General features: G+C 69.9%; 25 protein-coding genes and 1 riboswitch. Of the genes, 17 read left to right on the top strand and 8 right to left on the bottom strand.

Going from position 1 to position 25,977, the window contains the following annotated elements; genetic code table 11:
- Positions 1 to 41 precede the first annotated feature (41 nt).
- The gene (locus tag H8R17_RS28815) at positions 42 to 998 is read left to right on the top strand and encodes a class I SAM-dependent methyltransferase (protein WP_187826151.1); all 957 of its coding nucleotides are present in this window, start codon (positions 42 to 44) and stop codon (positions 996 to 998) included.
- A 6-nt stretch (positions 999 to 1,004) separates the two neighbouring features.
- On the opposite strand, the gene H8R17_RS28810 is transcribed toward H8R17_RS28815, so the two are convergent.
- On the bottom strand, positions 1,005 to 2,204 hold the full coding sequence (locus H8R17_RS28810; RefSeq protein ID WP_187826150.1) for a bifunctional adenosylcobinamide kinase/adenosylcobinamide-phosphate guanylyltransferase: 1,200 nt from the start codon (positions 2,202 to 2,204) through the stop codon (positions 1,005 to 1,007).
- Between the two features lie 187 nt (positions 2,205 to 2,391).
- Between H8R17_RS28810 and H8R17_RS28805 the strand changes: the two genes are divergently transcribed.
- Positions 2,392 to 2,604, top strand: a complete 213-nt coding sequence (locus H8R17_RS28805; RefSeq protein WP_187826149.1) for a hypothetical protein — start codon at positions 2,392 to 2,394, stop codon at positions 2,602 to 2,604.
- A gap of 63 nt (positions 2,605 to 2,667) precedes the next feature.
- Here the strand turns inward: H8R17_RS28805 and H8R17_RS28800 are convergent, their stop codons facing one another.
- Together H8R17_RS28800 and H8R17_RS28795 are read right to left on the bottom strand one after the other, a co-directional pair.
- On the bottom strand, positions 2,668 to 3,405 hold the full coding sequence (locus tag H8R17_RS28800) for a methyltransferase domain-containing protein (RefSeq protein ID WP_187826148.1): 738 nt from the start codon (positions 3,403 to 3,405) through the stop codon (positions 2,668 to 2,670).
- An 83-nt stretch (positions 3,406 to 3,488) separates the two neighbouring features.
- Positions 3,489 to 4,088, bottom strand: coding sequence for a DUF3043 domain-containing protein (locus tag H8R17_RS28795; protein ID WP_187826147.1), 600 nt, complete (start codon positions 4,086 to 4,088; stop codon positions 3,489 to 3,491).
- 308 nt (positions 4,089 to 4,396) lie between these two features.
- On the opposite strand from H8R17_RS28795, the gene H8R17_RS28790 reads away from it, so the two are divergent.
- The 4 genes from H8R17_RS28790 to H8R17_RS28775 all read left to right on the top strand — a co-directional run bounded on the left by H8R17_RS28790 (position 4,397) and on the right by H8R17_RS28775 (position 7,886).
- Complete coding sequence (locus H8R17_RS28790) at positions 4,397 to 5,200, top strand: PspA/IM30 family protein (RefSeq protein WP_262505577.1); 804 nt, start codon at positions 4,397 to 4,399, stop codon at positions 5,198 to 5,200.
- 39 nt (positions 5,201 to 5,239) lie between these two features.
- Complete coding sequence (locus tag H8R17_RS28785; RefSeq protein ID WP_187826146.1) at positions 5,240 to 5,527, top strand: PspA-associated protein PspAA; 288 nt, start codon at positions 5,240 to 5,242, stop codon at positions 5,525 to 5,527.
- Positions 5,528 to 5,985: 458 nt separating this feature from the next.
- Entirely contained in the window at positions 5,986 to 7,206 is a 1,221-nt protein-coding gene (locus H8R17_RS28780; RefSeq protein WP_187826145.1) for a sensor histidine kinase, read from the top strand.
- Positions 7,203 to 7,886 (top strand): response regulator transcription factor, encoded by a 684-nt coding sequence (locus tag H8R17_RS28775; protein WP_187826144.1) that lies wholly within the window; start codon positions 7,203 to 7,205, stop codon positions 7,884 to 7,886. Before H8R17_RS28780 ends, H8R17_RS28775 begins: the two co-directional genes overlap by 4 nt.
- A 194-nt stretch (positions 7,887 to 8,080) precedes the next feature.
- Here H8R17_RS28775 and nadA read toward each other — a convergent pair whose 3' ends face one another.
- Complete coding sequence (gene nadA, locus H8R17_RS28770) at positions 8,081 to 9,277, bottom strand: quinolinate synthase NadA (protein ID WP_316959553.1); 1,197 nt, start codon at positions 9,275 to 9,277, stop codon at positions 8,081 to 8,083.
- A 351-nt stretch (positions 9,278 to 9,628) separates the two neighbouring features.
- Here nadA and H8R17_RS28765 point away from each other — a divergent pair, with 351 nt between their 5' ends.
- On the top strand, positions 9,629 to 9,985 hold the full coding sequence (locus H8R17_RS28765; protein WP_028422454.1) for an iron-sulfur cluster assembly accessory protein: 357 nt from the start codon (positions 9,629 to 9,631) through the stop codon (positions 9,983 to 9,985).
- Between the two features lie 116 nt (positions 9,986 to 10,101).
- Here the strand turns inward: H8R17_RS28765 and H8R17_RS28760 are convergent, their stop codons facing one another.
- Both H8R17_RS28760 and H8R17_RS28755 read right to left on the bottom strand, forming a co-directional pair.
- Positions 10,102 to 11,889, bottom strand: coding sequence for a hypothetical protein (locus tag H8R17_RS28760; protein ID WP_187826142.1), 1,788 nt, complete (start codon positions 11,887 to 11,889; stop codon positions 10,102 to 10,104).
- 145 nt (positions 11,890 to 12,034) lie between these two features.
- Positions 12,035 to 12,244 carry a hypothetical protein gene (locus H8R17_RS28755; RefSeq protein WP_187826141.1) on the bottom strand — a complete coding sequence of 70 codons (210 nt, stop codon included), beginning with the start codon at positions 12,242 to 12,244 and terminating at the stop codon, positions 12,035 to 12,037.
- A gap of 131 nt (positions 12,245 to 12,375) precedes the next feature.
- On the opposite strand from H8R17_RS28755, the gene H8R17_RS28750 reads away from it, so the two are divergent.
- The gene (locus tag H8R17_RS28750) at positions 12,376 to 13,350 is read left to right on the top strand and encodes a carbohydrate kinase family protein (RefSeq protein ID WP_187826140.1); all 975 of its coding nucleotides are present in this window, start codon (positions 12,376 to 12,378) and stop codon (positions 13,348 to 13,350) included.
- Positions 13,351 to 13,468: 118 nt separating this feature from the next.
- Here the strand turns inward: H8R17_RS28750 and H8R17_RS28745 are convergent, their stop codons facing one another.
- The gene (locus H8R17_RS28745; protein ID WP_187826139.1) at positions 13,469 to 14,848 is read right to left on the bottom strand and encodes a cysteine desulfurase/sulfurtransferase TusA family protein; all 1,380 of its coding nucleotides are present in this window, start codon (positions 14,846 to 14,848) and stop codon (positions 13,469 to 13,471) included.
- A gap of 296 nt (positions 14,849 to 15,144) precedes the next feature.
- Between H8R17_RS28745 and coxB the strand changes: the two genes are divergently transcribed.
- The 4 genes from coxB (at position 15,145) to H8R17_RS28725 (ending at position 19,614) form a co-directional block, all read left to right on the top strand.
- On the top strand, positions 15,145 to 16,104 hold the full coding sequence (gene coxB, locus H8R17_RS28740; RefSeq protein WP_187826138.1) for a cytochrome c oxidase subunit II: 960 nt from the start codon (positions 15,145 to 15,147) through the stop codon (positions 16,102 to 16,104).
- Positions 16,101 to 17,837: a cytochrome c oxidase subunit I gene (ctaD, locus tag H8R17_RS28735; protein ID WP_187826137.1), complete on the top strand. Its 1,737-nt coding sequence runs from the start codon at positions 16,101 to 16,103 to the stop codon at positions 17,835 to 17,837. Before coxB ends, ctaD begins: the two co-directional genes overlap by 4 nt.
- Entirely contained in the window at positions 17,834 to 18,232 is a 399-nt protein-coding gene (locus H8R17_RS28730) for a cytochrome c oxidase subunit 4 (RefSeq protein ID WP_187826136.1), read from the top strand. Before ctaD ends, H8R17_RS28730 begins: the two co-directional genes overlap by 4 nt.
- A gap of 131 nt (positions 18,233 to 18,363) precedes the next feature.
- Positions 18,364 to 19,614: an Ig-like domain-containing protein gene (locus H8R17_RS28725; RefSeq protein ID WP_187826135.1), complete on the top strand. Its 1,251-nt coding sequence runs from the start codon at positions 18,364 to 18,366 to the stop codon at positions 19,612 to 19,614.
- Position 19,615: 1 nt separating this feature from the next.
- Here the strand turns inward: H8R17_RS28725 and H8R17_RS28720 are convergent, their stop codons facing one another.
- The gene (locus tag H8R17_RS28720; protein WP_187826134.1) at positions 19,616 to 20,017 is read right to left on the bottom strand and encodes a response regulator transcription factor; all 402 of its coding nucleotides are present in this window, start codon (positions 20,015 to 20,017) and stop codon (positions 19,616 to 19,618) included.
- Positions 20,018 to 20,170: 153 nt separating this feature from the next.
- Here H8R17_RS28720 and H8R17_RS28715 point away from each other — a divergent pair, with 153 nt between their 5' ends.
- The 5 genes from H8R17_RS28715 (at position 20,171) to trpD (ending at position 25,551) form a co-directional block, all read left to right on the top strand.
- Positions 20,171 to 20,782 (top strand): heme-copper oxidase subunit III, encoded by a 612-nt coding sequence (locus tag H8R17_RS28715; RefSeq protein WP_187826133.1) that lies wholly within the window; start codon positions 20,171 to 20,173, stop codon positions 20,780 to 20,782.
- Between the two features lie 74 nt (positions 20,783 to 20,856).
- A complete protein-coding gene (locus tag H8R17_RS28710; protein WP_187826132.1) occupies positions 20,857 to 21,666 on the top strand; it encodes a c-type cytochrome in 810 nt (269 codons plus the stop codon).
- Positions 21,663 to 22,721 (top strand): ubiquinol-cytochrome c reductase iron-sulfur subunit, encoded by a 1,059-nt coding sequence (locus tag H8R17_RS28705; protein ID WP_187826131.1) that lies wholly within the window; start codon positions 21,663 to 21,665, stop codon positions 22,719 to 22,721. The genes H8R17_RS28710 and H8R17_RS28705 overlap by 4 nt, the downstream gene beginning before the upstream one ends.
- A complete protein-coding gene (locus H8R17_RS28700) occupies positions 22,718 to 24,340 on the top strand; it encodes a cytochrome bc complex cytochrome b subunit (RefSeq protein WP_187826130.1) in 1,623 nt (540 codons plus the stop codon). The genes H8R17_RS28705 and H8R17_RS28700 overlap by 4 nt, the downstream gene beginning before the upstream one ends.
- 146 nt (positions 24,341 to 24,486) lie before the next feature.
- Positions 24,487 to 25,551, top strand: a complete 1,065-nt coding sequence (gene trpD, locus H8R17_RS28695; RefSeq protein WP_187826129.1) for an anthranilate phosphoribosyltransferase — start codon at positions 24,487 to 24,489, stop codon at positions 25,549 to 25,551.
- Between the two features lie 169 nt (positions 25,552 to 25,720).
- Positions 25,721 to 25,837, top strand: a riboswitch (SAM riboswitch).
- Positions 25,838 to 25,977: the final 140 nt, after the last annotated feature.

The following is a 25,977-nucleotide window of genomic DNA, read 5'->3' as shown; positions in this document are numbered from 1 at the left end:
CGCTACATCTCGGTCGTACACCTCTGTCGCCGGAGCCGCCCATGCTCACCGTTCCCGCCGCCCTGCCCCGCAGAACCGCCGTACCGGTCCACGAACCGCGCCGGGACGACTGCCCCTGGTGCGGCTCGCGCCGCCTGCGCACCCTCCTGCGCAGCCCCGACCTCACCGGACGGGGCCCGGGCACGTTCGTCGTCGACGCGTGCCGCGACTGCGCCCATGTCTTCCAGAACCCGCGGCTGACCCCGGAGGGCCTGGCCACCTTCCGCCTGGACCGCCCCCGTGCCGGCGCCCGGCGCCGGCACCGCGCCACCGCCCGCGCCCTCCGGCGAATCCTTCCCGAGCCGGAGAGCTGGCTGGACGTCGGCACCGGCCACGGCCACTTCCCGGAGAGGGCCAGGGAGTTGCTGCCGTACACGGCGTTCGACGGCGTCGACCCCACCGACCGGGCGGCCGAGGCCCTCGCGGCGGAGCGGGTGGAGGAGGCCTACCGCGGCCCGCTCACCGCACCGGAGATCACCACCCGCCTGCGCGCCCGCTACGACGTGGTCAGCATGCTCCACCACCTGCCCGGCACCCACGACCCGCGCGCCGAACTGCGCGCCGCCCTCACGGTCCTCAGACCCGGCGGCCTGCTGTTCCTCGAACTCCCCGACCCCGACAGCGCGTTCGCCGCCCTGCTGGGCCGCCGGTGGCTCCCGTACGACCAGCCGCGCCACCTCCACCTGATCCCGCTGCCCAACCTCCGCGCGGAACTGGAGCACCTGGGCTGCACGATCCTCGTCGCCGACCGCGCCGCCGCCCACATCCCCGACGACCTGACGGCTGCCCTCACGTCGTCGCTGATGCCCCTGTACCGCCGCCACCGGGCACTGCGCCGGACCACCGCCCCGCTCCTCGCCGCGACGATCCTCCTCGACCACGCCCTGGCACCCGTACTGCGCCGCACCCACTTCTCCAACGCGTACCGCGTCATCGCCCGCAAGCCGGGGCGGTCCTAGCAACGGTCACCCCCGCAGCACCATCGCCTGCCCGGCCACCACCAGCAGCACGTGCTCGCACTCGTCCGCGAACGCCGCGTTGAGCCGCCCGAGTTCGTCCCGGTAGCGCCGCCCGGACGCGGTGGCCGGCACGATGCCCGAGCCCACCTCGTTGGACACGGCGACCACCGTCCGCCGCGTCGCGCGTACCGCGTCCGTCAGCTCCCGCACCCGCTCCCTGAGCGCCCGTTCCCCGCCGTCCGCCCACTCCGCGTCGTCCCACGCTCCGACGGCGTCCATCGCGTCCGTCAGCCACAGCGACAGGCAGTCGATGAGCAGCGGCGGCCCGGAGTCCGTCAGCAGCGGCACCAGATCGCAGGTCTCGGCCGTCCGCCACGACCCCGGCCGGCGGTCGCGGTGCGCGGCGACCCGCGCCGACCACTCCGTGTCCCCGTTGCGGGACCCGCCCGTCGCCACGTACAGCACGCCGGGGAAGGACTCAAGACGCCGCTCGGCCTCCACCGACTTCCCGGACCGCGCCCCGCCCAGCACCAGCGTCCGCCGCGGCACATCGGGTACGTCCTCGTACACGCCCACCACCAGTGTCGTCCCGTCCGGCACCGCCCGCGCTCCCGCCGCCGCGAGCCGCCGGTGCAGCTCCGGGCCCGTCGGCACGTCGTGTTCCACATGGACGGCGACCACATCCGTCGTCGGCCCCACCGCGCCCACCGCCCGCAGCCGTGCCGGCGCGTCCGGCCGCCCCACGACGTCCGCGAGGACCATGTCGTACGACTCGGCCGGTTCCTCGAGACCGGCCGGCGCCGCGCCCGGCGGCAGGTACAGCAGCCGCTGCCCGTCCGGTCCGGTCACCGCGTACCCGGTGCCCGGCGCGTCCATCGCCAGCGCCCGCACCCGATGACCCGTCAGCAGCGCCAGCTCCCGCCCGTCCGGCACCCGGCCGGGCTGCGGCAGCCCGGCCGGCACCTCCAGCGCCGGCCCGTTGTGCGGATGCGACAGCAGCACCTGCCGTACACCGCCCAGCGAGCGCCCGGCCCGCGCCGCCGCGAACGCCGCGCCGGGCGTCAGATCGAGCAGCAGCGACCCGTCCACGAGCAGCGCGGTGGCCGCCCGCGCGTCCCGCCCGAGCGCGACCGCACAGGCAGCACAGGGACAGTCGGGGCGGGGAAGCCCCGCGGGAGCACCGGTACCGAGCAGAGTAATTTCCACGCACACGATTTTCGCCGGTCACTGCACAACACGCGTGACGGCGACGCGCCCCGTAAGGGCGCGGGGAACTGCGCGATCAACCACATACGGCCCGCAGAAGACCGATCACCTGCTGTTTCTTCATCAGGCAACCCAACAGAACACATAGGCTTCGGCAGTGCAGCTCGCTCACACTTGGGAGGCCTACATGGCGGCATGGACGTGGCGGTTCGAGAAGGCCGACGGGACGGAGGTCCAGCCCGCGGTGCCGCCCGAGGAGTTCACCACGCAGGGCGACGCCGAGTCCTGGATCGGGGAGCACTGGAAGGCCCTGCTGGACGGCGGCACCGACCAGGTGCGGCTGTTCGAGGACGGCAAGGAGATCTACGGCCCGATGAGCCTGCACGCGGACCAGTCGTAGGCGCGGGTGCGCGAGGAGGGGCGGCCCCGGTCGGGCCGCCCCTCCGCACGCGTCGAACGGGTCTCAGCCCCGCACCCCGCACAGATGCAGCAACGCCGCGACCCCCCGGTACGGATCCGTCCGCCCGGCCCGCACCTCCACCGCGAGCAGTGCCTCCACGTCGGCCGGGGGCTCCGCGTCGTCCGCCGCCGTGTCCGTGAAGACCCGCACGCCGTACCAGGAGTGCAGCGGCGCCCCGATGCCCGCGAGCGTCGCCGTCAGGGACGCGAGCCGGTCGGCGCGCACGTCGAGTCCGAGCCGGATGGGGGTCCCCCCGTTCGAGTCTGTTCGAGGATGGGGGAGGTAGGACGTGGTGTCGAAGGCGGCCAGCGCCCCGGCCCAGTCGCCGTACAGGCCCGGCCGCATCGCCAGGGCATCGCCGTTGCGTACCAGCAGCGACAGCAGGCCGCCGGGTGCGAGCATCCGCGCCAGCCCTGCCAGCAGCGGGTCGGGCTCCTCGACGTACATGAGCACGCCGTGGCACAGCACCACGTCGAAGCTGCCGGGCAGGAAATGCACCCCGGTGTCCCGGCCGTCGCCCTCGATGATCCGCATCCGCTCCCGGATGCCCTCCGGCTCACCGGCGAGGGACGCGCGGGCCGCGGCGATCAGCTGCGGGTCCTGCTCGAGACCGGTCACCTTGTGCCCGGCCCGGGCCAGCCGCAGCGCCTGCGTGCCCTGCCCCATGCCGACGTCGAGGATCCGCAGCCGCTGCCCGACAGGGAAGCGCCCGGATATCTGCTCGTCCAGCTGCCGGGCCACCAGCTCCTGCCGTACGTCATCCCGCAGACCGCCGAGCCTGTCCAGCCAGGCGTCCGCTGCGCCGCCGGCGAACGGCGTCGTGCTCAGCGCCGCTCCCCGCGCTTGACCTGCGGCTTCGGCAGCCGGAGCCGACGCATCTGGAGGGAGCGCATCAGGGCATAGGCGACCGCGCCGCGCTTGTTGTCGTCCGGGAAGCGCTCGGCGAGCCGCTTCTTCAGCCGGAATCCGGTGACGAACGAGTCCAGCACGATCAGCACGATCACCACGAGCCACAGCAGCAGCGCGATGTTCTGCAGCGCGGCCACCCGCACCATGCTCAGCACGAGGATCACCACGGCCATCGGAAGGAAGAACTCCGCGATGTTGAACCGCGAGTCGATGAAGTCGCGCGCGAACCGGCGGACCGGGCCCTTGTCCCGGGCGGGCAGATAGCGCTCGTCGCCGCTCGCCAGCGCCTGGCGCTGACGCTCCATTGCGGCACGGCGCTCCTCACGCTGCCGCTTGGCGGCCTCCTTGCGCGTCATCGACGTGTTGGCCACGCTGCGGCGCTGCGACTGGGCCTCGCTGCGCTTGGGTGTGGGGCGGCCCTTGGGGGCCTCCGGGTGACGGGGCTGACTGGAGTCGGTCACCGGCGCCTTCGCGGCGCTCTGGGCCTTCTCATCCTTGGCACGGCTACGGAACACAAAACCCAAGAGTACGGGGTAGGGGGGTGTGGACCCCAGCCCGGCGGGGAACGATCCGGCAACACCAGTCGTCTTCAGGGGGACAGAGGGGACTTTGCGTACACCCCTTTGGTGTGCTGCTCCGGCCGTCACCGGGGAGCTCCTACTCCTTACGCCGGAGCAGGAGCATACGCAGTCGTCCTTGGGGATGAGCGCATCCGTCCCCGAACAGTGCGGTAATGGATGCAGGGCCCGTACTGTGGGTTCTGTTGCAGTCGCTGGAGCTGGAGTCCGTCAGAAGGGGGCGCGCGAAGCCCATGAGCGGTGTCATGAAGCGTATGGGGATGCTCTTCCGCGCGAAGGCGAACAAGGCCCTTGACCGGGCCGAGGACCCGCGCGAGACCCTCGATTACTCGTACCAGAAGCAGCTGGAGCTGCTCCAGAAGGTCCGCCGCGGTGTCGCGGACGTGGCCACGTCGCGCAAGCGGCTGGAACTCCAGCTCAACCAGCTGCAGCAGCAGTCGGGCAAGCTGGAGGACCAGGGCCGCAAGGCGCTCGCGCTGGGCCGCGAGGACCTGGCCCGAGAGGCGCTGTCGCGCCGGGCCGCGCTGCAGCAGCAGGTCACCGACCTCGAAACGCAGCACGCCACGCTCCAGGGCGAGGAGGAGAAGCTCACCCTGGCGGCCCAGCGGCTCCAGGCGAAGGTCGACGCCTTCCGCACGAAGAAGGAGACGATCAAGGCCACGTACACGGCGGCGCAGGCGCAGACCCGGATCGGCGAGGCGTTCTCCGGCATCTCGGAGGAGATGGGCGACGTCGGCATGGCGGTCCAGCGGGCCGAGGACAAGACGGCCCAGCTGCAGGCGCGCGCCGGTGCCATCGACGAACTTCTGGCCTCCGGGGCCCTCGACGACCAGTCCGGCATGCACAAGGACGACCTCCAGGCCGAGCTGGACCGGCTCTCCGGTGGTACGGATGTAGAGCTGGAACTGCAGCGCATGAAGGCCGAGCTGGCCGGCGGACCGACCGGCGACCGGCAGGCCATCGAAGGCGGCACGGGTCAGGCTGAGTCCGACCAGTCGCAGCAGTCCCAGCAGCAGCCGCAGGACACCCCGCGCTTCGACAAGCAGTGACGAGCTGACGGGCCCGGGGCCCACGCCGAGGAGGGCGACATGATCGTACGGATCATGGGGGAGGGGCAGGTGAGACTGGCCGACAGCCATCTCGCCGAACTGAACAAGCTGGACGACGAACTCCTGGCCGAGATGGAGAACGGCGACGGCCCCGGTTTCCGCCACACCCTGGAAACCCTCCTGGCCAAGGTCCGCGAACTGGGCATCCCCCTCCCGGACGACGCCCTGGAACCCTCGGACCTCATCCTCCCGTCCCCGGAGGCGACCCTGGAGGAGGTCCGCGACATGCTGACGGACGACGGCCTGATCCCGGGCGGAACCGCCTGAGAGCCAGGTGGAGCCGACGCCCCCTCCCGGTACTCCGCAGGGGCCCGCGCTCTTCCGGAGATCAGTGGCTGCACTCAGCGGCCCGGCGTCCGAGCCCGGATCGTCCATCCCGAGACCCCGCCCACCCGCACGGGGCGCGTTCCGTCTCCCGAGGTGGGGCAGCCGCAGCGGGCGGCTCTTCTGGGCGCAGGTCGGTGGCGGCTCAGCTCGTCTGGTGTGCGCGGACCAGAACGGCCATCCCCAGCCCCCACCCACCCGCAGGGGGCGCCCGTCATGCACCCGCGAGGTCGCCCCGGCCGACTCTTCCGGGCGCCGGTCCGCATGTCCCAGCCCGTCCGGCGATCGAGGACGAGGCCGTTCAGGCCGACGCGGCGCGCTGGGGGCGGAGCCTCAAGAAGACGGTCGGCCCAGGCCGGCGGCGTTCGCAGGCACCGTCGGCCCGGATACCGTAGGCACTCGTGAGCACCCTGCAGCGCGCCAGGATCCGGGCCAAGGCGCACCCGATGGCCGTGGACGCCGCGCTGGCGGCGGGCGTGCTGGTGTGCATGGTGGCCGGGTCCTTCGTGGAACCCCACAAGAAGGACGGCGTCAACTGGGGCCTGTCCACCCCGGACGCGCTCAGCCTGCTGCTCATGGTGCTCGGCGCCGCCGCCCTGGTCTTCCGCCGCCGCGCCCCGGGGACGGTGCTCGCCCTGACCGGTTCCTTCTCCGTCGTGGAGAGCGTCACCGGCGACCCCCGCGCCCCCGTCGCCATGTCCGCCGTCATCGCCCTCTACACCGTCGCCTCCACCACCGACCGCCCCACCACCTGGCGCGTCGGCCTGCTGACCATGACCGTGCTGACCGGTGTCGCCATGATCGCCGGCCCTCTGCCCTGGTACGACCAGGAGAACCTCGCGATCTTCGCCTGGACCGGCATCGGCGCCACCGCCGGCGACGCCGTCCGCAGCCGCCGTGCCTTCGTCCAGGCCATAAGAGAGCGCGCCGAACGGGCCGAGCGCACCCGAGAGGAGGAGGCTCGCCGCCGCGTCGCCGAGGAGCGGCTGCGGATCGCCCGGGACCTGCACGACGTGGTCGCGCACCACATCGCCCTGGTCAACGTCCAGGCCGGGGTCGCCGCCCACGTCATGGACAGGCGGCCCGACCAGGCCAAGGAGGCCCTGGCCCACGTACGGGAGGCCAGCCGCTCGGCACTGAACGAGCTGCGCGCGACGGTCGGGCTGCTGCGGCAGTCCGGCGACCCCGAGGCCCCGACCGAGCCCGCCCCGGGCCTCGCCCGCCTCGACGAACTCGTCGGCACCTTCCGCAGCGCCGGCCTGCACGTCGAGGTCGCCCGCGCCGACCAGGGCACCACCCTCCCGGCCGCCGTGGACCTGGCCGCCTACCGGGTCGTCCAGGAAGCCCTCACCAACGTTCAGAAACACGCCGGCACCCAGGCCAAGGCCGAGGTCAGCATCGTCCGCGTGGGACCCCACATCGAGATCACCGTGCTCGACGACGGCACCGGGGAGGACGACATCCTTGAGACCGGCGGCGGCCACGGACTGCTCGGCATGCGCGAACGCGTCACCGCCCTGCGCGGCACCCTCACCACCGGTCCCCGGTACGGCGGCGGCTTCCGGGTGCATGCGATCCTTCCGGTCAAGCCCCGCACGCGCACCGCAGAGGATGCCGTATGACGATCCGTGTCCTGCTCGCCGACGATCAGGCGCTGCTCCGCAGCGCCTTTCGTGTGCTGGTCGACTCCGAGCCCGGCATGGAGGTGGTCGGCGAGGCCTCCGACGGCGCGGAGGCGGTCCGGATGGCCAAGGACGAGCGCGCCGACGTCGTCCTCATGGACATCCGCATGCCGGGCACCGACGGCCTCGCCGCCACCCGCCTGATCAGCGCCGACCCGGCCCTCGCTCACGTCCGCGTGGTCATCCTGACGACCTTCGAGGTCGACGACTACGTCGTGCAGTCGCTGCGCGCGGGTGCCTCCGGCTTCCTCGGCAAGGGCTCCGAGCCGGACGAGCTGCTGAGCGCCATCCGCGTCGCGGCCGGCGGCGAGGCGCTGCTGTCCCCGACCGCCACCAAGGGCCTGATCGCCCGCTTCCTCGCCCAGCGGGACCCGGCGGAGACCGACCACGACCCCGCCCGCTTCGAACGGCTCGACTCGCTCACCGTGCGGGAGCGCGAGGTCCTCGTGCAGGTCGCCGGCGGGCACTCCAACGACGCGATCGCCGAACGCCTGGAGGTCAGCCCGCTGACCGTGAAGACGCACGTCAACCGGGCCATGGCCAAGCTGGGCGCCCGCGACCGGGCCCAGCTCGTGGTGATCGCGTACGAGTCGGGGCTGGTACGTCCAAGGGCGGAGTGAGTTCAACTGGCCGTACTGCGCTGCCAGCTGGGTAGGCTGCGTCACACCGGGCCGGTTCCAACCCGGCTGGTGTTGATCGCGTAAGCCCCGACCGCTCGCTGAGCGGCCGAGCGAAGCCGACGTGTGATGGATGGGCGAGCCTCCGGCCCGCCCCGACGGGGCCCCGGAGGCTCGCCCACTGACGAACGCGAGCGCTACGGCAGCGCCAGCATCCGCTCCAGCGCCAGCTTCGCGAACGCCTCCGTCTCCTTGTCGACCTCGATGCGGTTGACCAGGTTGCCCTCGGCCAGGGACTCCAGGGCCCAGACCAGGTGGGGCAGGTCGATGCGGTTCATGGTCGAGCAGAAGCAGACCGTCTTGTCGAGGAAGACGATCTCCTTGTCCTCGGGTGCGAAACGGTTCGCCAGCCGCCGTACGAGGTTCAGCTCCGTGCCGATGGCCCACTTGGAGCCGGCGGGAGCGGCCTCCAGGGCCTTGATGATGTACTCCGTCGAACCGACGTGGTCCGCCGCCGCCACGACCTCGTGCTTGCACTCCGGGTGGACGAGGACGTTGACCCCCGGGATCCGCTCGCGCACATCACGCACCGACTCCAGGCTGAAGCGGCCGTGCACCGAGCAGTGGCCGCGCCACAGGATCATCCTGGCCGCCCGCAGCTCGTCCGCCGTCAGGCCGCCGTTCGGTTTGTGCGGGTTGTAGACGACACAGTCCTCCAGGGACATGCCCATGTCCCGCACCGCGGTGTTGCGGCCCAGGTGCTGGTCGGGCAGGAACAGCACCTTGCTTGTCGAGGGCTCCCTCTGCTGGAAGGCCCACTCCAGGGCCCGCCTGGCGTTCGAGGACGTGCAGATCGTGCCGCCGTGCCTGCCCGTGAACGCCTTGATGTCCGCGGAGGAGTTCATGTACGAGACGGGCACGACCTGCTCGGCTATACCGGCCTCGGTCAGCACGTCCCAGCACTCCGCGACCTGCTCGGCCGTCGCCATGTCGGCCATCGAGCAGCCGGCGGCCAGGTCCGGCAGCACGACTTTCTGGTCGTCGGACGTCAGGATGTCCGCGGACTCCGCCATGAAGTGCACACCGCAGAACACGATGTACTCCGCCTCCGGGCGCGCGGCCGCGTCCCGGGCCAGCTTGAACGAGTCACCCGTGACGTCGGCGAACTGGATGACCTCGTCGCGCTGGTAGTGGTGGCCGAGCACGAAGACCTTGTCCCCGAGCTTCTCCTTGGCCGCGCGGGCGCGCTCCACCAGGTCCGGGTCGGACGGCGAGGGCAGGTCACCGGGGCACTCCACACCCCGCTCGCTCCTCGGGTCGGCCTCACGGCCGAGGAGCAACAGGGCGAGGGGCGTCGGCTGGACGTCGAGCTCCTGGGTCTGGGCCGTGGTCACGACACGCACCCTTTCTGTTCTGCGGCTCGCCGGGACCTTGAGATACTCAAGATCCCGGCGGGACATTCGGGACACCGTTGACGACTCGCGTCGACTTTTCGTCGATTTGACGCTATCCATCATAACCGCTTCACGTCACTTTGACGATGGCCATAGCGTCTATGTGACGTGAATCCCGATGAGAGGTCTCCGCATTCCCGGATGAGCCGTTTTCCGCTTCCCATCGCGTGTGCGAGCATGAAGAAGGACCGAACGCAACGGAAAGACGAGCGCCCGGCCCGGAATGAATCCGCGGTCCCGCCGGTTGCAACCGTCGGCAAGCAGTCTCCGTACAACCCGGGAGAGATGTAGATGTCCGTATCGGACGAGACCACCACCGTCACCGACGGCATCATCCTGACCGACGCCGCCGCGGCCAAGGTCAAGGCCCTGCTCGACCAGGAAGGCCGTGACGACCTCGCGCTGCGCGTGGCCGTCCAGCCCGGCGGCTGCTCCGGCCTGCGCTACCAGCTGTTCTTCGACGAGCGTTCCCTCGACGGCGACGTGGAGAAGGACTTCGGCGGGGTCAAGGTCGTCACCGACCGGATGAGCGCTCCGTACCTCGGCGGCGCCACGATCGACTTCGTGGACACCATCGAGAAGCAGGGCTTCACGATCGACAACCCGAACGCGACCGGTTCCTGCGCCTGCGGCGACTCCTTCAGCTGACCCGGCCCCGCGGCGAAGCCGCGGCACCGCGGCGGACGTACGAAGGCGGCGGCCCCCTCCGACGGGGCCGCCGCCTTCGCGCTTGCACCGCTACCGCGTGGGCGGCGCTGCCACGGTCACCGGGTGGGCGGCGCCGGCAGCCGCGCCCCGGGCTTCTGCAGCGGGACCGCCTTGCCGTCCGAGCCCACGACCGCGCGGTCACCCAGCGGCTCGTCCAGCTGCACGGTCTTCTGGAACTGCTTGGCGATCAGGATGCAGACCCTGTCCGGCCACGGCGTCTCGGTCACGGTCACCGTCACCTCGTCCGCGCTCTCTTCGGCCGTCACCTTGTAGTCGGCGCACACCCCGCCCGTGAAGGTCACGGTCAGCTCCGAGCCCTCGGCCGAGTAGCCGTCCACCTTGACGTTCCGCGGGGCCGGCTTCGAGGTCGGCTCGTCGCCCGGACCGGTCGGCCGCGGCGTGGGCTGCACGCTCGGCGCTCCGGAGGGCGTGTTCGAGGCCACGTACCGCGGGTCGACCGCCGGCTGCGTCACCGTGAACGTGTCCTGCGCGCCCTGCGCCCGCACCTGGAACAGCCAGGACGGCACCAGCGCCTGCTGCCCGTCCACGGAGTGCGCGGCCAGCCCGAACACCGCCGTCTCGACGGTGAGCGTCTCCTTCTCGGCTTCGGCCGAGCCCTTCGACTCACCGCACGGCCCCTCCAGCCGGTCCTTCAGCGGTACGGGGCTGGCGCAGCCGCCGATACCCATGCGCGGGCGGACCGTCGGCGCCGCGTTCATCCGCTCCAGCGTCTCCTTGGCGCCCACGACGGGATACGTGTCCGTCTCCACCGGCGGCTTCAGCTGACCGCTGCCGCCGACCACCTCGCCCTGCGCGCTGACCGTCACGCCGGTCGTCCAGCCGTACGTCGGCAGCCCGCCGACCACGGGATCGGCGTTCACCACCCGCTGGGCGCCCAGGACCTGGCTCGCGTTCCACTTCGCGTCATCCTGACCCACCGCCTTCAGCACCGGCTCGGCCGCCTTCACCGCGGCCTCCTCGCTCACCGGGGTGCCGCCCGGGTCGGCCGGAGCCGCGGGGCACGCGTCGGCCTTCAGGCAGTTGTCGCTGCCCGGCGTGTACCGGTTGAAGGACCAGGACCCGGGCGCCTGCCGGTTCACCTGCAGACTCGGCCCTGACCCGTCCTTGCCGGACCCGACCCGCCAGGCCTGCCCCACGGCCACCGGCGTCCCGTCGAGCCCCAGCGCCTTCGCCAGCCGCGCCACCTCGTCCTTGGTGACCTCGCCCCGCGCCCGGTACACCGGCGCCGAGCCGGGGCCGTCCGGGAGCGTGCCCGCGGGACTGTAGGTGGCGCCGTACGGGTTCGGCTCGCCCCGCGCTATGCCGTTGCCGCCCTCGGCGTAGCCGTCGAGGTCCAGCGGCGGGGGTGTGTCGTCGCCGGGCGCCCCGGACGTCGTACCGCTGCCGGACCCTCCGGAGGCAGACGTGGCGAAGTACGCCCCACCGCCCCCGACGAGCAGTACGGCGGCGGCGACGGACGCGACGACCAACGGGGACCGCCGCCGGGTCGCCCGCCCGCCATGCTCACCGGCCTCGTCGGTCTCACCGGCGCGCCGCTCATCGACCCGGGCGGCATGGAGCGCGGTCTCTTCGGTGGGCGGTTCGGCGCTGGGCGGCTCCACCCCAGGCGGCGTCTCGGCAGACGGCTCGGCAACGGGCGGCTCCTCGGCGGAGGGCTCCACATCCGGCCGCGCGCCCCCCTGGGGCTCGGACCCGCTCGTCTCCGCAACGCGCTTCTCGTCACCGCTGCCCGAGCCGCCCCCGCTGTCCCGCGCGCCGCCTGCGGTCTCGGCCGCGCCGGTCTCGATCTCGGCGTCGTCGTTGTCGGGTCGGTCGGTGTTCACCGCATCGCTCCTTCGCCTGGACAGCTGTCCCGGACGACCCGCCCGTCACCGACGGGCTGCTGATGGGTCGTATCCCGCCTCCCCTTTACGGGGGACAGCGATGGGACGCAGCGGGGGAGCGCACGGTTCCCTGCGGGGCGTCCGCTCAGTCGCCGTAGTCGGACATCGCGTCCAGCAGCCGCGCCGACGCCGCCGGAACGATCACGCCGTGGATGCGTGACGGCGAGACCGGAAGGGAAGCGATCCGGTCGGGGGCCGTCCAGTGCGGAACCATCCGGGCGCAGTCGCCACGCAGCAGCGCCAAGTCGCCTTCGAGGTCGACCGGAGCGGGGGCGTGGACCTTGAGGTTCGTCATGGCGGCACCGTATGCAGGTCGCGACGCACGAAGAAAGATCTACTATCGGGTAGTTTCAGCGGCTACAGAGCCACGGCACCGACCCGGTAGCGTGAACTGTCCAACTGCCGTCCTCCAGGAGACTCAACGCCGTGCGCATCGCAGTCACCGGCTCCATCGCCACCGACCACCTCATGACCTTCCCGGGTCGCTTCTCCGACCAGCTCGTCGCGGACCAGCTGCACACGGTCTCGCTCTCCTTCCTGGTCGACAACCTCGACGTGCGCCGGGGCGGTGTCGGCGCGAACATCGCGTTCGGCATGGGCCAGCTCGGCACCCGGCCGATCCTGGTCGGCGCCGCCGGCGCCGACTTCGACGAGTACCGCGCCTGGCTGGACCGGCACGGCGTCGAAACCGGCTCGGTCCGCATCTCCGAGACGCTGCACACCGCCCGCTTCGTGTGCACGACCGACGCCGACCACAACCAGATCGGCTCCTTCTACACCGGTGCCATGAGCGAGGCCCGCCTCATCGAGCTGAAGACCGTCGCCGACCGGGTCGGCGGCCTCGACCTGGTCCTCATCGGCGCAGACGACCCGGAGGCGATGCTCCGGCACACCGAGGAGTGCCGCACGCGGTCCATCCCGTTCGCCGCCGACTTCTCCCAGCAGATCTCCCGCATGGACGGCGAGGAGATCCGCATCCTGCTGGACGGGGCGACGTACCTCTTCTCGAACGAGTACGAGAAGGGACTCATCGAGCAGAAGACCGGCTGGTCGGACGCCGAGATCCTGTCCCGCGTCGGGCACCGTGTGACCACGCTGGGCGCGCGCGGCGTACGCATCGAGCGGGTCGGCGACGACCCGATCGAGGTCGGCACGCCGGAGGAGGAGCGCAAGGCCGACCCCACGGGTGTCGGCGACGCCTTCCGCGCCGGGTTCCTGTCGGGGCTGGCCTGGGAGGTCTCCCTGGAGCGTGCGGCCCAGGTCGGCTGCATGCTCGCCACGCTGGTCATCGAGACCGTGGGCACGCAGGAGTACCAGCTGAGCCGGGCGCACTTCATGGAGCGGTTCACGAAGGCGTACGGGGATGAGGCGGCCGGGGAAGTGCAGGCGCACCTGGTCTGAGGGGCTGCGCGACTACTCGTCTGCCTGGGCAGGAGCGTTGTCGTGTGCGGGCCGCGTGGGCTGGTCGCGCCCACGCGGCGGAGCCGCACATCGACACAGCCCCGCGCCCCTGGGTAGGTCAGGTCGTCCGGCGGATCAAATACGCCGTTCCTCGGTCCGCCGGTTCCTCTCCCACGTACTCCTGGCCCCGCATCTCGCACCACGCCGGGATGTCCAGGCGGGCCGCCTCGTCGTCGGCGAGGACGCGGATCGTGCCGCCCACGGGGACGTCGCCGATGACCTTGGCCAGTTCGATCACCGGGATCGGGCAGCGTTTGCCGACGGCGTCCACGGTGAGGGACTGCTGCTCCCGTACGACCTCCGTCGGCACCGGCGCCCCCAACTGCTCCCGCACCCCGGCCACCGCCCCCGGAAGCACCTCCAGGAACCGGTCGACGTCCTCCGCCGGTGTCCCGGGCGGCAGGGACACCCGTACGTTGCCCTCGCTGAGCACGCCCATCGCCTTCAGTACATGGCTCGGCGTCAGCGTGCTGCTGGTGCAGGACGATCCGGACGAGACGGAGAAACCCTCCCGGTCCAGAGCGTGCAGCAATGTCTCCCCGTCGACATAGAGACACGAGAAAGTGACGATCCCGGGCAGCCGGCGCACCGGGTCCCCGACCACCTCCACGTCCGGCACCAGCTCCGGCACCCGCGCCCGGATCCGGTCCGTCAGCGCCCGCAGCCGCACCGCCACCTGGGCCGCCTCGGCCCGCACCGCCCGCAGGGACGCCGCCGCGGCCACGATCGCCGGAATGTTCTCGAAACCGGCCGCCCGCCCCGACTCCCGCTCGTCCACCGGCCCTTGAGCCGCGAACCGCACCCCCTTGCGCACGACCAGCAGCCCGACCCCCGCCGGCCCGCCCCACTTGTGCGCACTGGCCGTCAACAACGACCAGTCACCCTCGACCCGCCCCCACCCCAACGACTGCGCCGCATCCACCAGCAACGGCACCCCGGCCCCCCGGCACGCCGCCGCCAACTCCGCGACCGGCTGCTCGGTCCCCACCTCGTGATTGGCCGACTGCAGACAGGCCAGCGCGGTGTCGGGCCGAAGGGCGGCGACGTACGACTCGGCGGTCACCGCCCCCGCACGGTCCACCGCGACCTGGGTGACGCTCCCGCCGCCGGCCTCGTGCGCGTCAGCCGCATGGAGCACGGACGAATGTTCCACAGCCGACACGATCAGGTGCCGCCCAATCCGGTGACGCCCCGCCAACGCCCCCGTGACACCCGAGTGCACGGCCCGCGTACCCGACGACGTGAACACCACCTCGTCCGCCCGGCACCCCACAGCCTCGGCGACGGTCTCCCGAGCGGCATCCAGCAACATCCGAGCCCGCCGCCCCTCCCGATAGAGGCGTGCAGGGTCGGCCCACCCCTCATCGAGTGAGGCCTGAAACGCCTGCCGGGCAACGGAATGAAGAGGAGCACTGGAAGCAGCGTCGAAGTAGCCCACACAGCCACGTTAAAGCGTGCGGCAGCTTTACAGGGGCGCGGGAAACCGCGCGCCCGGCCACGACGAGACCAGACGAGACCGGCAGTCGCCGACTCACCGAACCCCCGAGCTATTAGGCGCCCGGCGTGACCCGCGGCGCGTATGGCACCCCCTCCTCGAGAACCCCCGGAGGGCGTCGGCTAGGGTTTGGTCCGCATAAACATCCAAACCCCTGCCCGACGCAGGGCGGCGACCGACCAGCGAGAAGGCCAGGCCGCAGCCGATCCGCGCGGGCGAGACTCTCGGGAAGGCGCTACGTGAGTCCCAACGGCTCCGACCGCTCGCCGCGGCGCCCGATGCGGCGGAAGCTGCTGCAGGCACTGACCGCGGGCCTGGTCCTGGCGACCGCCACAGGTTGCACATCGGAGGACTTCCCCCGCCTGGGTATGCCCACCCCGACCACGGAAGAGGGTCCGCGGATCCTCTCCCTGTGGCAGGGCTCATGGGCTGCCGCGCTCGCCGTGGGCGTGCTGGTGTGGGGCTTGATCTGCTGGAGTGCGTTCTTCCACCGGCGCAGCCGCACCAAGGTCGAGGTCCCCCCGCAGACCCGGTACAACATGCCCATCGAGGCCCTGTACACCGTGGTCCCGCTCATCATCGTCTCGGTGCTGTTCTACTTCACCGCCCGTGACGAGTCCGAGCTGCTCAGCTTGAAGAAGAAGCCGGACGTCACCGTCAACGTCGTCGGCTACCAGTGGAGCTGGGCGTTCAACTACATCGAGAACGTCGACGGCTCCACCGGCAACGCGAAGACCGACAAGAACCTGGACGCCATTCCGGACCGGTTCAAGAAGGACTTCCCGGCGAACGCCGGCGGCGTCTACGACGTCGGTACGCCGGCCACCCGGAACCCCCAGACCGGCAACCCGGGTCCGACCCTGTGGCTGCCCAAGGGCAAGACCGTCCGGTTCATCCTGACCTCTCGGGACGTCATCCACTCCTTCTGGACGGTGCCGTTCCTGATGAAGATGGACGTCATCCCGGGCCACACCAACACCTTCCAGGTGACCCCCAACAGGGAGGGCACCTTCATGGGCAAGTGCGCCGAGCTGTGCGGCGTCGACCATTCCCGGATGCTGTTCAACGTGAAGGTCGTCTCCCCCGAGCGCTACGAGCAGCATCTGCAGGACCTCGCCAAGAAGGGGCAGACCGGTTACGTTCCCTCGGGCATCGCGCAGACGGGCCCCGAGAAGAACCGGGAGACGACAAACCTGTGAGCATCCTCAACGAACCCCAGGGTGCCTCGGCAGCTGAAGGCAGTTACGCCGACGAGCTGCCGGTACGGCGCAAGCAGCCCGGCAATGTCGTGGTCAAGTGGCTCACCACCACCGACCACAAGACCATCGGAACGCTGTATCTGGTCACGTCCTTCGCGTTCTTCGTGATCGGCGGCGTCATGGCACTGCTCATGCGCGCCGAGCTGGCCCGCCCGGGCCTGCAGATCATGTCGAACGAGCAGTTCAACCAGGCGTTCACGATGCACGGCACGATCATGCTGCTGATGTTCGCGACGCCGCTGTTCGCCGGTTTCACGAACTGGATCATGCCGCTGCAGATCGGCGCGCCCGACGTGGCGTTCCCGCGGCTGAACATGCTCGCCTACTGGCTCTACCTCTTCGGCTCGCTGATCGCGGTCGGTGGCTTCCTCACCCCGCAGGGCGCGGCCGACTTCGGCTGGTTCGCCTACAGCCCGCTGTCGGACGCGGTCCGCTCGCCGGGCCTCGGCGCCGACATGTGGATCATGGGCCTGGCCTTCTCCGGCTTCGGCACCATCCTCGGCTCGGTCAACTTCATCACCACCATCATCTGCATGCGCGCCCCGGGCATGACCATGTTCCGCATGCCGATCTTCTGCTGGAACGTGCTGCTGACCGCCGTGCTGGTCCTGCTGGCCTTCCCCGTCCTGGCGGCGGCGCTCTTCGCGCTGGAGGCGGACCGCAAGTTCGGTGCGCACGTCTTCGACGCGGCCAACGGCGGCGCCTTGCTATGGCAACACCTCTTCTGGTTCTTCGGCCATCCAGAGGTGTACATCATCGCGTTGCCGTTCTTCGGCATCATCTCCGAGGTCATCCCGGTCTTCAGCCGCAAGCCGATGTTCGGCTACATGGGCCTCATCGGCGCGACGATCGCCATCGCCGGTCTGTCCGTGACGGTGTGGGCGCACCACATGTACGTCACCGGTGGCGTGCTGCTTCCCTTCTTCTCCTTCATGACGTTCCTCATCGCTGTACCAACGGGCGTGAAGTTCTTCAACTGGATCGGAACGATGTGGAAGGGCTCGCTCTCCTTCGAGACGCCGATGCTCTGGGCGACCGGCTTCCTGATCACCTTCACGTTCGGTGGTCTGACCGGTGTCATCCTGGCCTCGCCGCCGATGGACTTCCACGTCTCCGACTCGTACTTCGTGGTGGCGCACTTCCACTACGTGGTCTTCGGCACCGTCGTCTTCGCGATGTTCTCCGGCTTCCACTTCTGGTGGCCGAAGTTCACCGGCAAGATGCTCGACGAGCGGCTCGGCAAGATCACCTTCTGGACGCTTTTCATCGGCTTCCACGGCACGTTCCTGGTCCAGCACTGGCTGGGCGCCGAGGGCATGCCGCGCCGGTACGCCGACTACCTGGCGGCCGACGGCTTCACCGCCCTGAACACGATCTCGACGATCAGCTCGTTCCTGCTCGGCATGTCGATCCTGCCGTTCTTCTACAACGTGTGGAAGACCGCCAAGTACGGCAAGAAGATCGAGGTCGACGACCCGTGGGGCTACGGCCGTTCGCTGGAGTGGGCGACCTCCTGCCCGCCGCCGCGGCACAACTTCCTCACCCTGCCGCGGATCCGCAGTGAATCCCCGGCGTTCGACCTGCACCACCCCGAGATCGCCGCACTCGACGAGCTTGAGAACGTCGGGCACGGCGAGAAGGCCCTCGCTGGGGGCAAGGAGGCCGGCAAGTGAAGATCCAGGGCAAGATGTTCATGTGGCTGAGCGTCTTCGTCCTCGCCATGGCTGTCGTCTATGGCGTCTGGTCGAAGGAGCCGGCCGGCACCACGGCCCTCTTCCTGGCCTTCGGCCTGTGCATCATGGTCGGCTTCTACCTCGGCTTCACGGCCAAGCGGGTCGACGTCGGCGCACAGGACAACAGGGAGGCGGACGTCGCGGACGACGCCGGCGAGGTCGGGTTCTTCAGCCCGCACAGCTGGCAGCCGCTGGCCCTCGGCATCGGTGGAGCACTCGCCTTCCTGGCCGTCGCGATCGGCTGGTGGCTGCTGTACTTCTCGGCGCCGCTGATCCTGGTCGGCCTCTGGGGCTGGGTCTTCGAGTACTACCGCGGTGAGAACCGCACGCAGTAACAGGTGAGCCGCTCTTCCGGGGCCCGGACACTCCGTCAGGAGCGTCCGGGCTCCTGCTTTTGCCGCAATACGGGTCACTCGTACGAGTCACCCGGCGTGCCGTGGTTGACATGGCTTCCTACGTTGAATCCATGAGCCAGAGACCCCGCCCCCGCACCGTCGTCAGCTGCACGCTGCTGGTGATCGCCCTCTGCGCGGGCGTCACCGCCTGCGGCTCGGACGGCAACCCGCTGACCGCCCGCCCCTACGACGCGGCCGACCAGATATCCTTCAGCGGCCCCTCCGGCGCCGGCAAGAAGGCCGACCCGGACAAGCCTCTGGAGGTCGTCGCCGAGGGCTCCGACGGCCGCATCACGGACGTCACGGCCGTGGACGCCACAGGCCGCTACCTCGCGGGCGAACTGTCGGCCGACGGCGCCCGCTGGCACAGCACCTCGCCGCTCGCCGCCAACGCCCGCTACACGGTCCGCGTGAGCACCGAGGGCGAGCACGGGGCGCCCGGCCGCAAGGTCCTCACCTTCGACACCGGCAGGCCCAGCACCAAGAAGCGCCTGACCGTGAAGTTCGGCCCCAAGGCGGGCCGGTACGGCGTCGGCCAGCCGATCACCGCAAAGCTGAACCAGCCCGTCAAGGACCCCGCACAGCGTGCCGTCGTCGAGAAGGCCCTGAAGGTCGACTCCATGCCCGCCGTGGACGGCGCCTGGCACTGGGTGGACGCCAAGGAGCTCCACTACCGCCCCAAGGAGTACTGGCCCACCCACGCCACCGTGCAGGTCCGCAGCAACCTGGACGGCATCAAGATCAGCGACCGCCTCTGGGGCGGCAGGGCCAAGCCGCTCACGATCACCACGGGGGACCAGGTCATAGCCGTCACGGACGCCGCCGCGCACCAGATGACCGTCACCAGGAACGGCGAGGTCGTCAAGCAGATCCCGGTCACCACGGGCAAGCCCGGCTACGCCACCCGCAACGGTGTCAAGGTCGTCCTGGCCAAGGAGGGCACCGTCCGCATGACCAGCGCCAGCATCGGAGCCTCGGACTTCTACGACCTGATCGTCCACCACTCCGTCAGGGTCACCAACAGCGGCGAGTACGTCCACGCCGCCCCCTGGTCCACGGGTTCCCAGGGGTACGCCAACGTCAGCCACGGCTGCACCGGCATGAGCACCGACAACGCCAAGTGGTTCTACGACAACATCAGCCAGGGAGACATCGTCGAGGTCGTCAACTCGGGCGGCGACACGATGGCCCCCTTCGGCAACGGCTTCGGCGACTGGAACCTCACCTGGAAAAGCTGGCGCAAGGGCAGCGCCCTGATAGCCGGCGACCCAGCGGGCCCGGGCCCTGAGGAGCGGGCCAGGCTGAGGCCGCAGAGCATCTGAGCTAGGCGCTCTGCAACCTCTTCGACCGCAACAGAGAAGCCAACGCCGCCGCAAACTCCACCGGCTCCACCGGCAACGTCACCGCCGCCTCAGCCCGGCTCCACGTGGCCAGCCACGCATCCTGTGGCCGCCCGATCAACAGCAGCACCGGCGGACACTCGAAGATCTCGTCCTTGATCTGCCGGCACACCCCCATGCCCCCCATCGGCACGGCCTCCCCGTCCAGCACACAGACGTCGATCCCGCCCTTCTCCAGCTCCTTGACAACAGCCCCCGGAGTCGCACACTCCACGAACTCCACCACAGGCACATCCGGCGCCGGCCGCCGCCCCGTGGCCAGCCGCACCTGTTCGCGGGTGTTGGAGTTGCTGCTGTAGACCAGCACCGTGGCGGTCGGCTGCATAGTTCCTCCGAGACGTCAGCGTCGTACGGACAGGACCGATGCCGCGGATGCTACCCCCTCGCACACCCCGTCAACACCGGTACGAACAGCCAAGACACTCCGAACGGCACCCCCGGGAGTGAGGGCGGGATAAGCGACCGACATAATGTCGGCGTGGCGACAGCAACGACAGTAGATTCCGGGCACGCGCACCCGTCGGTCAACCGGCCGAACCTCACCAGTGTCGGAACCATCATCTGGTTGAGTTCCGAGCTGATGTTCTTCGCGGCCCTCTTCGCGATGTACTTCACCCTGCGGTCGGTGACGGGTGCCGACCACTGGAAGGAAATGGCCTCCAGCCTGAACTTCCCGTTCTCGGCGGCCAACACCACGATCCTGGTGCTCTCCTCCCTCACCTGCCAGCTCGGCGTGTTCGCCGCCGAGCGCGGTGACGTGAAGAAGCTCCGGGGCTGGTTCATCGTCACCTTCATCATGGGTGCGATCTTCATCGGCGGACAGGTCTTCGAGTACACGGAGCTGGTGAAGCACGAGGGCCTCTCGCTCTCCTCCGACCCGTACGGCTCGGTCTTCTACCTGACGACCGGCTTCCACGGCATGCACGTGACGGGCGGCCTCATCGCCTTCCTGTTCGTCCTCGGCCGTACCTACGCGGCCCGGAGGTTCACCCACGAGCAGGCGACGGCAGCCATCGTCGTGTCCTACTACTGGCACTTCGTCGATGTCGTCTGGATCGGCCTCTTCGCCACGATCTACATGATCAAGTAGCCCGGGCCCGACGCGCTCCGAGAAGCGCACCAACAGAAGCATCGACGCAGAAGATCCTGACACCGGGGTAATCCGTGAAAAAGCTCTCCGCACGACGACGCCACCCATTGGCGGCAGTCGTCGTCCTACTCCTCGCGCTGGCATGCACCGGGGGGCTGTACGTCTTTGTCGCACCCACGGACAAGGCGAAGGCCGATGAAACAGCCCAGTCCCTCGCCATCGAACAGGGCCAGAAGCTCTACGCCGTAGGCTGTGCCAGCTGCCACGGCACCGGCGGTCAGGGCAGCTCCGACGGTCCGAGCCTGGTGGGCGTGGGCGCCGCGGCCGTCGACTTCCAGGTGGGCACCGGCCGTATGCCCGCCCAGCAGCCGGGCGCTCAGATCCCGCAAAAGAGGCCGATCTACTCGCAGCCCCAGATCGACCAGCTCGCGGCCTACATCGCCTCGCTCGGCGCCGGCCCGGCCATCCCGACGGAGGACAAGTACAGCCCGGAGGGCGCGGACATCGCCAAGGGCGGCGAGCTGTTCCGCACCAACTGCGCGCAGTGCCACAACTTCACCGGTCAGGGTGGTGCGCTGACGCACGGCAAGTACGCGCCGGCCCTCGGGGGCGTCGCCCCGAAGCACATCTACGAGGCCATGCAGACCGGCCCGCAGAACATGCCGTCCTTCCCCGACACGACGCTGACGGAGAAGAACAAGAAGGACATCATCGCGTACCTGAACGCGGTCAACGGTGACGAGACGGTGAGCCCCGGCGGTCTCGCGCTGGGCGGCCTCGGGCCGGTCAGTGAGGGTCTGTTCGGCTGGGTCTTCGGGCTCGGCGGGCTGATCGCCGTCGCCGTATGGGTCGCCGCTCGGACCGCAAAGGCCAAGAAGTCATGAGTAGCCAAGACATTCCCGAAGAGAACCTGCCCGCTGAGCAGGAGGACGCGCACGGCGCGGTAGGCGTCGCGGACGAGAAGGACCCGTTCGCCGACCCGGGGCTGCCGCCCCACGAGCACCGGATCCAGGACATCGACGAGCGGGCCGCCAAGCGGTCCGAGCGTTCGGTGGCCCTGCTGTTCACGGTGTCGATGCTGGCCACCATCGGCTTCATCGCCTCGTTCGTGGCGATCCCGCACGACAAGTCGATCTACGTCTTCCCGCTCGGCCACATCAACGCGCTGAACTTCGCACTGGGCCTGACCCTGGGCGGTGCGCTGTTCTGCATCGGCGCGGGCGCGGTCCACTGGGCCCGCACCCTGATGTCCGACGTGGAGATCGCCGACGAGCGGCACCCGATCGAGGCCACGCCCGAGGTCCGCACGAAGGTCCACGAGGACTTCAAGGAGGGCGCCAAGGAGTCCGTGATCGGTCGTCGCAGGCTGATCCGCACCACGATGCTCGGCGCGCTCACGCTGGTGCCGCTGTCCGGCGTCGTCCTACTGCGCGACCTGGGTCCGCTGCCCGGGACCAAGCTGCGCCACACCCTGTGGTCCAGGGGCAAGCTGCTCGTGAACATGAACACGAACGAGCCGCTGCGTCCGTCCGACGTCGCGGTCGGCTCGCTCACCTTCGCCAAGCCCGAGGGCCTGGAGGAGCACGACGAGGAGTTCCAGGACGAGATCGCCAAGGCCGCCCTGATGATCGTCCGGCTTCAGCCGGCCGACATCAAGGACAAGCGCGAGCTCGAGTGGTCGCACGAGGGCATCGTCGCCTATTCGAAGATCTGCACCCACGTCGGTTGCCCGATCTCCCTGTACGAGCAGCAGACGCACCACGTGCTCTGCCCCTGCCACCAGTCCACCTTCGACCTCTCCGACGGTGCCCGGGTGATCTTCGGCCCCGCCGGTCACGCCTTGCCGCAGCTGCGCATCGGTGTGAACGACGAGGGCTACCTTGAGGCGCTCGGCGACTTCGCGGAGCCCGTCGGTCCTGCTTTCTGGGAGCGCGGATGAGCACTGCAAATGAACGCCGCAAGGCACCCGCGGGCGAGCGGGTCGCCGACTGGGCCGACGGCCGCCTCGGGATCTACTCCCTGGCCAAGGCCAACATGCGCAAGATCTTCCCGGACCACTGGTCCTTCATGCTGGGCGAGATCTGCCTCTACAGCTTCATCATCATCATCCTCACGGGTGTGTATCTGACGCTGTTCTTCCACCCGTCGATGAACGAGGTGGAGTACCACGGCAGTTACGTCCCGCTGCAGGGACAGCTGATGAGCGAGGCCTTCAGCTCGACCCTGCACATCTCCTTCGACGTGCGCGGTGGTCTGCTCATGCGGCAGATCCACCACTGGGCGGCGATCATCTTCCTCGCCGGCATGTTCGTGCACATGATGCGCGTGTTCTTCACCGGCGCGTTCCGCAAGCCGCGTGAGATCAACTGGCTGTTCGGCTTCCTGCTGTTCGTCCTGGGCATGTTCACCGGTTTCACCGGCTACTCGCTCCCGGACGACCTGCTCTCCGGCACCGGTGTCCGCTTCACCCAGGGCGCGATCCTGTCCGTGCCGGTCGTCGGCACGTACATCTCGATGTTCCTGTTCGGCGGGGAGTTCCCCGGCCACGACTTCGTCGCCCGGTTCTACTCGATCCACATCCTGCTGCTGCCGGGCATCATGCTCGGGCTCGTGGTCGGCCACCTGATCCTGGTCGTCTACCACAAGCACACCCAGTTCGCGGGTCCCGGACGCACCAACAAGAACGTCGTCGGCATGCCGCTGCTGCCGGTCTACATGGCCAAGGCCGGGGGCTACTTCTTCCTGGTCTTCGGCTTCATCGCCGCCCTGGCCGGCCTGGTGACCGTCAACCCGATCTGGGTCCTGGGCCCGTACCGCCCCGACCAGGTGTCGACGGGTGCCCAGCCCGACTGGTACATGGGCTTCGCCGAGGGACTCGTCCGTGCCATGCCGGGCTGGGAGATCAACATCTGGGGCCACACACTCGTCCTGGGCGTGTTCATCCCGCTGGTGGTCTTCGGTATCTTCCTCGGCGTGATCGCGCTCTATCCGTTCATCGAGTCCTGGGTCACCGGGGACAAGCGCGAGCACCACATCCTGGACCGGCCGCGCAACGCCCCGACCCGTACGGGCTTCGGCGTCGCCTGGGTCACCGCGTACATGATCATGCTGATCGGCGGCGGCAACGACATCGTGGCCACACACTTCCATCTCTCGCTCAACGCGGTCACCTGGTTCGTCCGCATCGGGTTCTTCGCCGGACCGGTCGCCGCGTTCATCATCACCAAGCGGATCTGCCTCGGCCTGCAGCGCCGGGACCGCGAGAAGGTGCTGCACGGCCGCGAGTCGGGCATCATCAAGCGGCTGCCGCACGGTGAGTTCATCGAGGTGCACGAGCCGCTCAGCCAGGACCAGCTGCACACGCTCACCGCGCACGAGCAGTACAAGCCGGTCGAGATCGGCCCGACGGTCGACGAGAACGGTGTCCGGCGCAAGGTGACGGGCTCCGAGCGGCTGCGCGCCAAGCTCAGCAACGCGTACTACGGCGAGGAGGCCCAGATCCCGAAGCCGACCTCCGAGGAGTACAAGGAGATCACGAGCGGCCACGGCCACCACTGATCGCTGCGCTCAGCTCGCCACGCCACGGTAAAGGGCCCCGTCCGGTGTTCGGACGGGGCCCTTCGCCGTGCCCGTGGCTGGATAGGGTGGGGAACCACACCGATGTGTGTCGACGAATGTGTTTCTACGACGACCAGGAGCGGCTGATGAGCGCTGTGACCCCCGCTGGAGGCGACAACGCGGCGGGCCGCACCTGGCCCGCCCTGCTGAACGGCCTGCTGGACGGCCGGGACCTGTCCGCGGACGACACCGCCTGGGCGATGGACCTGGTCATGCGCGGCGAGGCGACCGACGCGCAGATCGCCGGGTTCGTGGTGGCGCTGCGCGGCAAGGGGGAGACCGTCGCCGAGATCGCCGGCTTCGTGCGGGCGATGTACGAGCACGCGAACGTGATCGAGGTGCCGGGAGCCACGGTCGACATCGTCGGCACGGGTGGCGACGGGGCCAAGACGGTCAACATCTCCACCATGTCGGCGATCGTCGTCGCCGGTACGGGCGCGAAGGTCGTCAAGCACGGGAACCGGGCGGCGTCGTCGGCGTCCGGGGCGTCGGACGTGCTGGAGAAGCTCGGCGTCAATCTGGAACTGCCGGTGCAGCGGGTGGCGGAGGTCGCCGAGGCGGCCGGGATCACCTTCTGCTTCGCGGCGAAGTTCCACCCGGCGATGCGGCACGCGGGCGCGGCTCGTGGGCAGTTGGGGATTCGGACGATCTTCAACGTCCTCGGCCCGCTGACCAACCCGGCGAAGGTGAAGGCCCAGGCGGTCGGCGTCGCCGACCCCCGTATGGCGCCGATCGTGGCCGGGGTCTTCGCCGAGCGTGGCAACTCCTCCCTGGTGTTCCGCGGCGACGACGGTCTTGACGAGCTGACGACGACGGCCACGTCACGGGTGTGGGTCGTCCGGGACGGCAAGGTGACGGAGGAGAGCTTCGACCCGCGGGACGTCGGCATCGACCTCGTCCCGGTGGAGGCACTGCGGGGCGCCGACGCGTCGTACAACGCCGACGTGGCGCTGCGCTTGCTGAACGGGGAGAAGGGTGCCGTCAGGGATGCGGTGCTGCTGAACTCGGCGGCCGCGCTGGTGGCCCTGGGGCCGACGGAGGCACCGCTGGCTGACCAGATCCGCGCCGGCATGGCAAAGGCGGCGGAGTCGATCGACTCGGGCGCGGCGAAGCGCGCCCTCGACCGCTGGGTGGCCGCCAGCAACGCGTAGCGTTCAGGGGCGACGGTGAGCTCGGCACCGCCGGGCTCGCCCGTCGTGGTTGCGCGCGGCTGCGGCGGAAAAAGAGCCGACCGGATCGAAGCACCGGGACCACCTTCTTCGTTCCGGTATCCGGACAGAAGTTGCGGAGCGGTGATCGTCTCGCGTACGTTCCTGACCAGGTCATGAGTGACAGCTGAAAGGCCCCGGCCGGCTGTCCGGCAACCCTCCGTCCGTGGCGGGGTGCCCCGGGTGAAGACCAGGCCGTAGGCAGCAAGGTCTACGGCAAGCGCGGACCCCTCACGCTCTTGATTGAGCTCAGTACCAGGGGTCCTGGTCGTTCGAGGGAGTCTTTCCGTGAGCAAGCGAATGCGTTAGGGCCGCAGAGCCCCGCCTCCGCACACCCCCTTTCACCTTCTCCGCCGGCGATTCCGGCTG

The organism is Streptomyces sp. TRM68367, from assembly GCF_014495685.1.
Lineage (GTDB): Bacteria > Actinomycetota > Actinomycetes > Streptomycetales > Streptomycetaceae > Streptomyces.
The sequence above is the reverse complement of the archived record's forward strand: the minus strand, read 5'-3'. Positions and strand labels throughout refer to the sequence as shown.

Coding starts and splice junctions, on each gene's coding strand:
- H8R17_RS28755 (WP_187826141.1), bottom strand. CDS start 12,244: ATGACGAACCTCAAGGTCCACGCCCCCGCTCCGGTCGACCTCGAAGGC.
- H8R17_RS28805 (WP_187826149.1), top strand. CDS start 2,392: ATGGCGGCATGGACGTGGCGGTTCGAGAAGGCCGACGGGACGGAGGTC.
- H8R17_RS28785 (WP_187826146.1), top strand. CDS start 5,240: ATGATCGTACGGATCATGGGGGAGGGGCAGGTGAGACTGGCCGACAGC.
- H8R17_RS28815 (WP_187826151.1), top strand. CDS start 42: ATGCTCACCGTTCCCGCCGCCCTGCCCCGCAGAACCGCCGTACCGGTC.
- H8R17_RS28700 (WP_187826130.1), top strand. CDS start 22,718: ATGAGCACTGCAAATGAACGCCGCAAGGCACCCGCGGGCGAGCGGGTC.
- H8R17_RS28720 (WP_187826134.1), bottom strand. CDS start 20,017: ATGCAGCCGACCGCCACGGTGCTGGTCTACAGCAGCAACTCCAACACC.
- H8R17_RS28775 (WP_187826144.1), top strand. CDS start 7,203: ATGACGATCCGTGTCCTGCTCGCCGACGATCAGGCGCTGCTCCGCAGC.
- H8R17_RS28765 (WP_028422454.1), top strand. CDS start 9,629: ATGTCCGTATCGGACGAGACCACCACCGTCACCGACGGCATCATCCTG.
- H8R17_RS28725 (WP_187826135.1), top strand. CDS start 18,364: ATGAGCCAGAGACCCCGCCCCCGCACCGTCGTCAGCTGCACGCTGCTG.
- H8R17_RS28705 (WP_187826131.1), top strand. CDS start 21,663: ATGAGTAGCCAAGACATTCCCGAAGAGAACCTGCCCGCTGAGCAGGAG.
- trpD (WP_187826129.1), top strand. CDS start 24,487: ATGAGCGCTGTGACCCCCGCTGGAGGCGACAACGCGGCGGGCCGCACC.
- H8R17_RS28790 (WP_262505577.1), top strand. CDS start 4,397: ATGAAGCGTATGGGGATGCTCTTCCGCGCGAAGGCGAACAAGGCCCTT.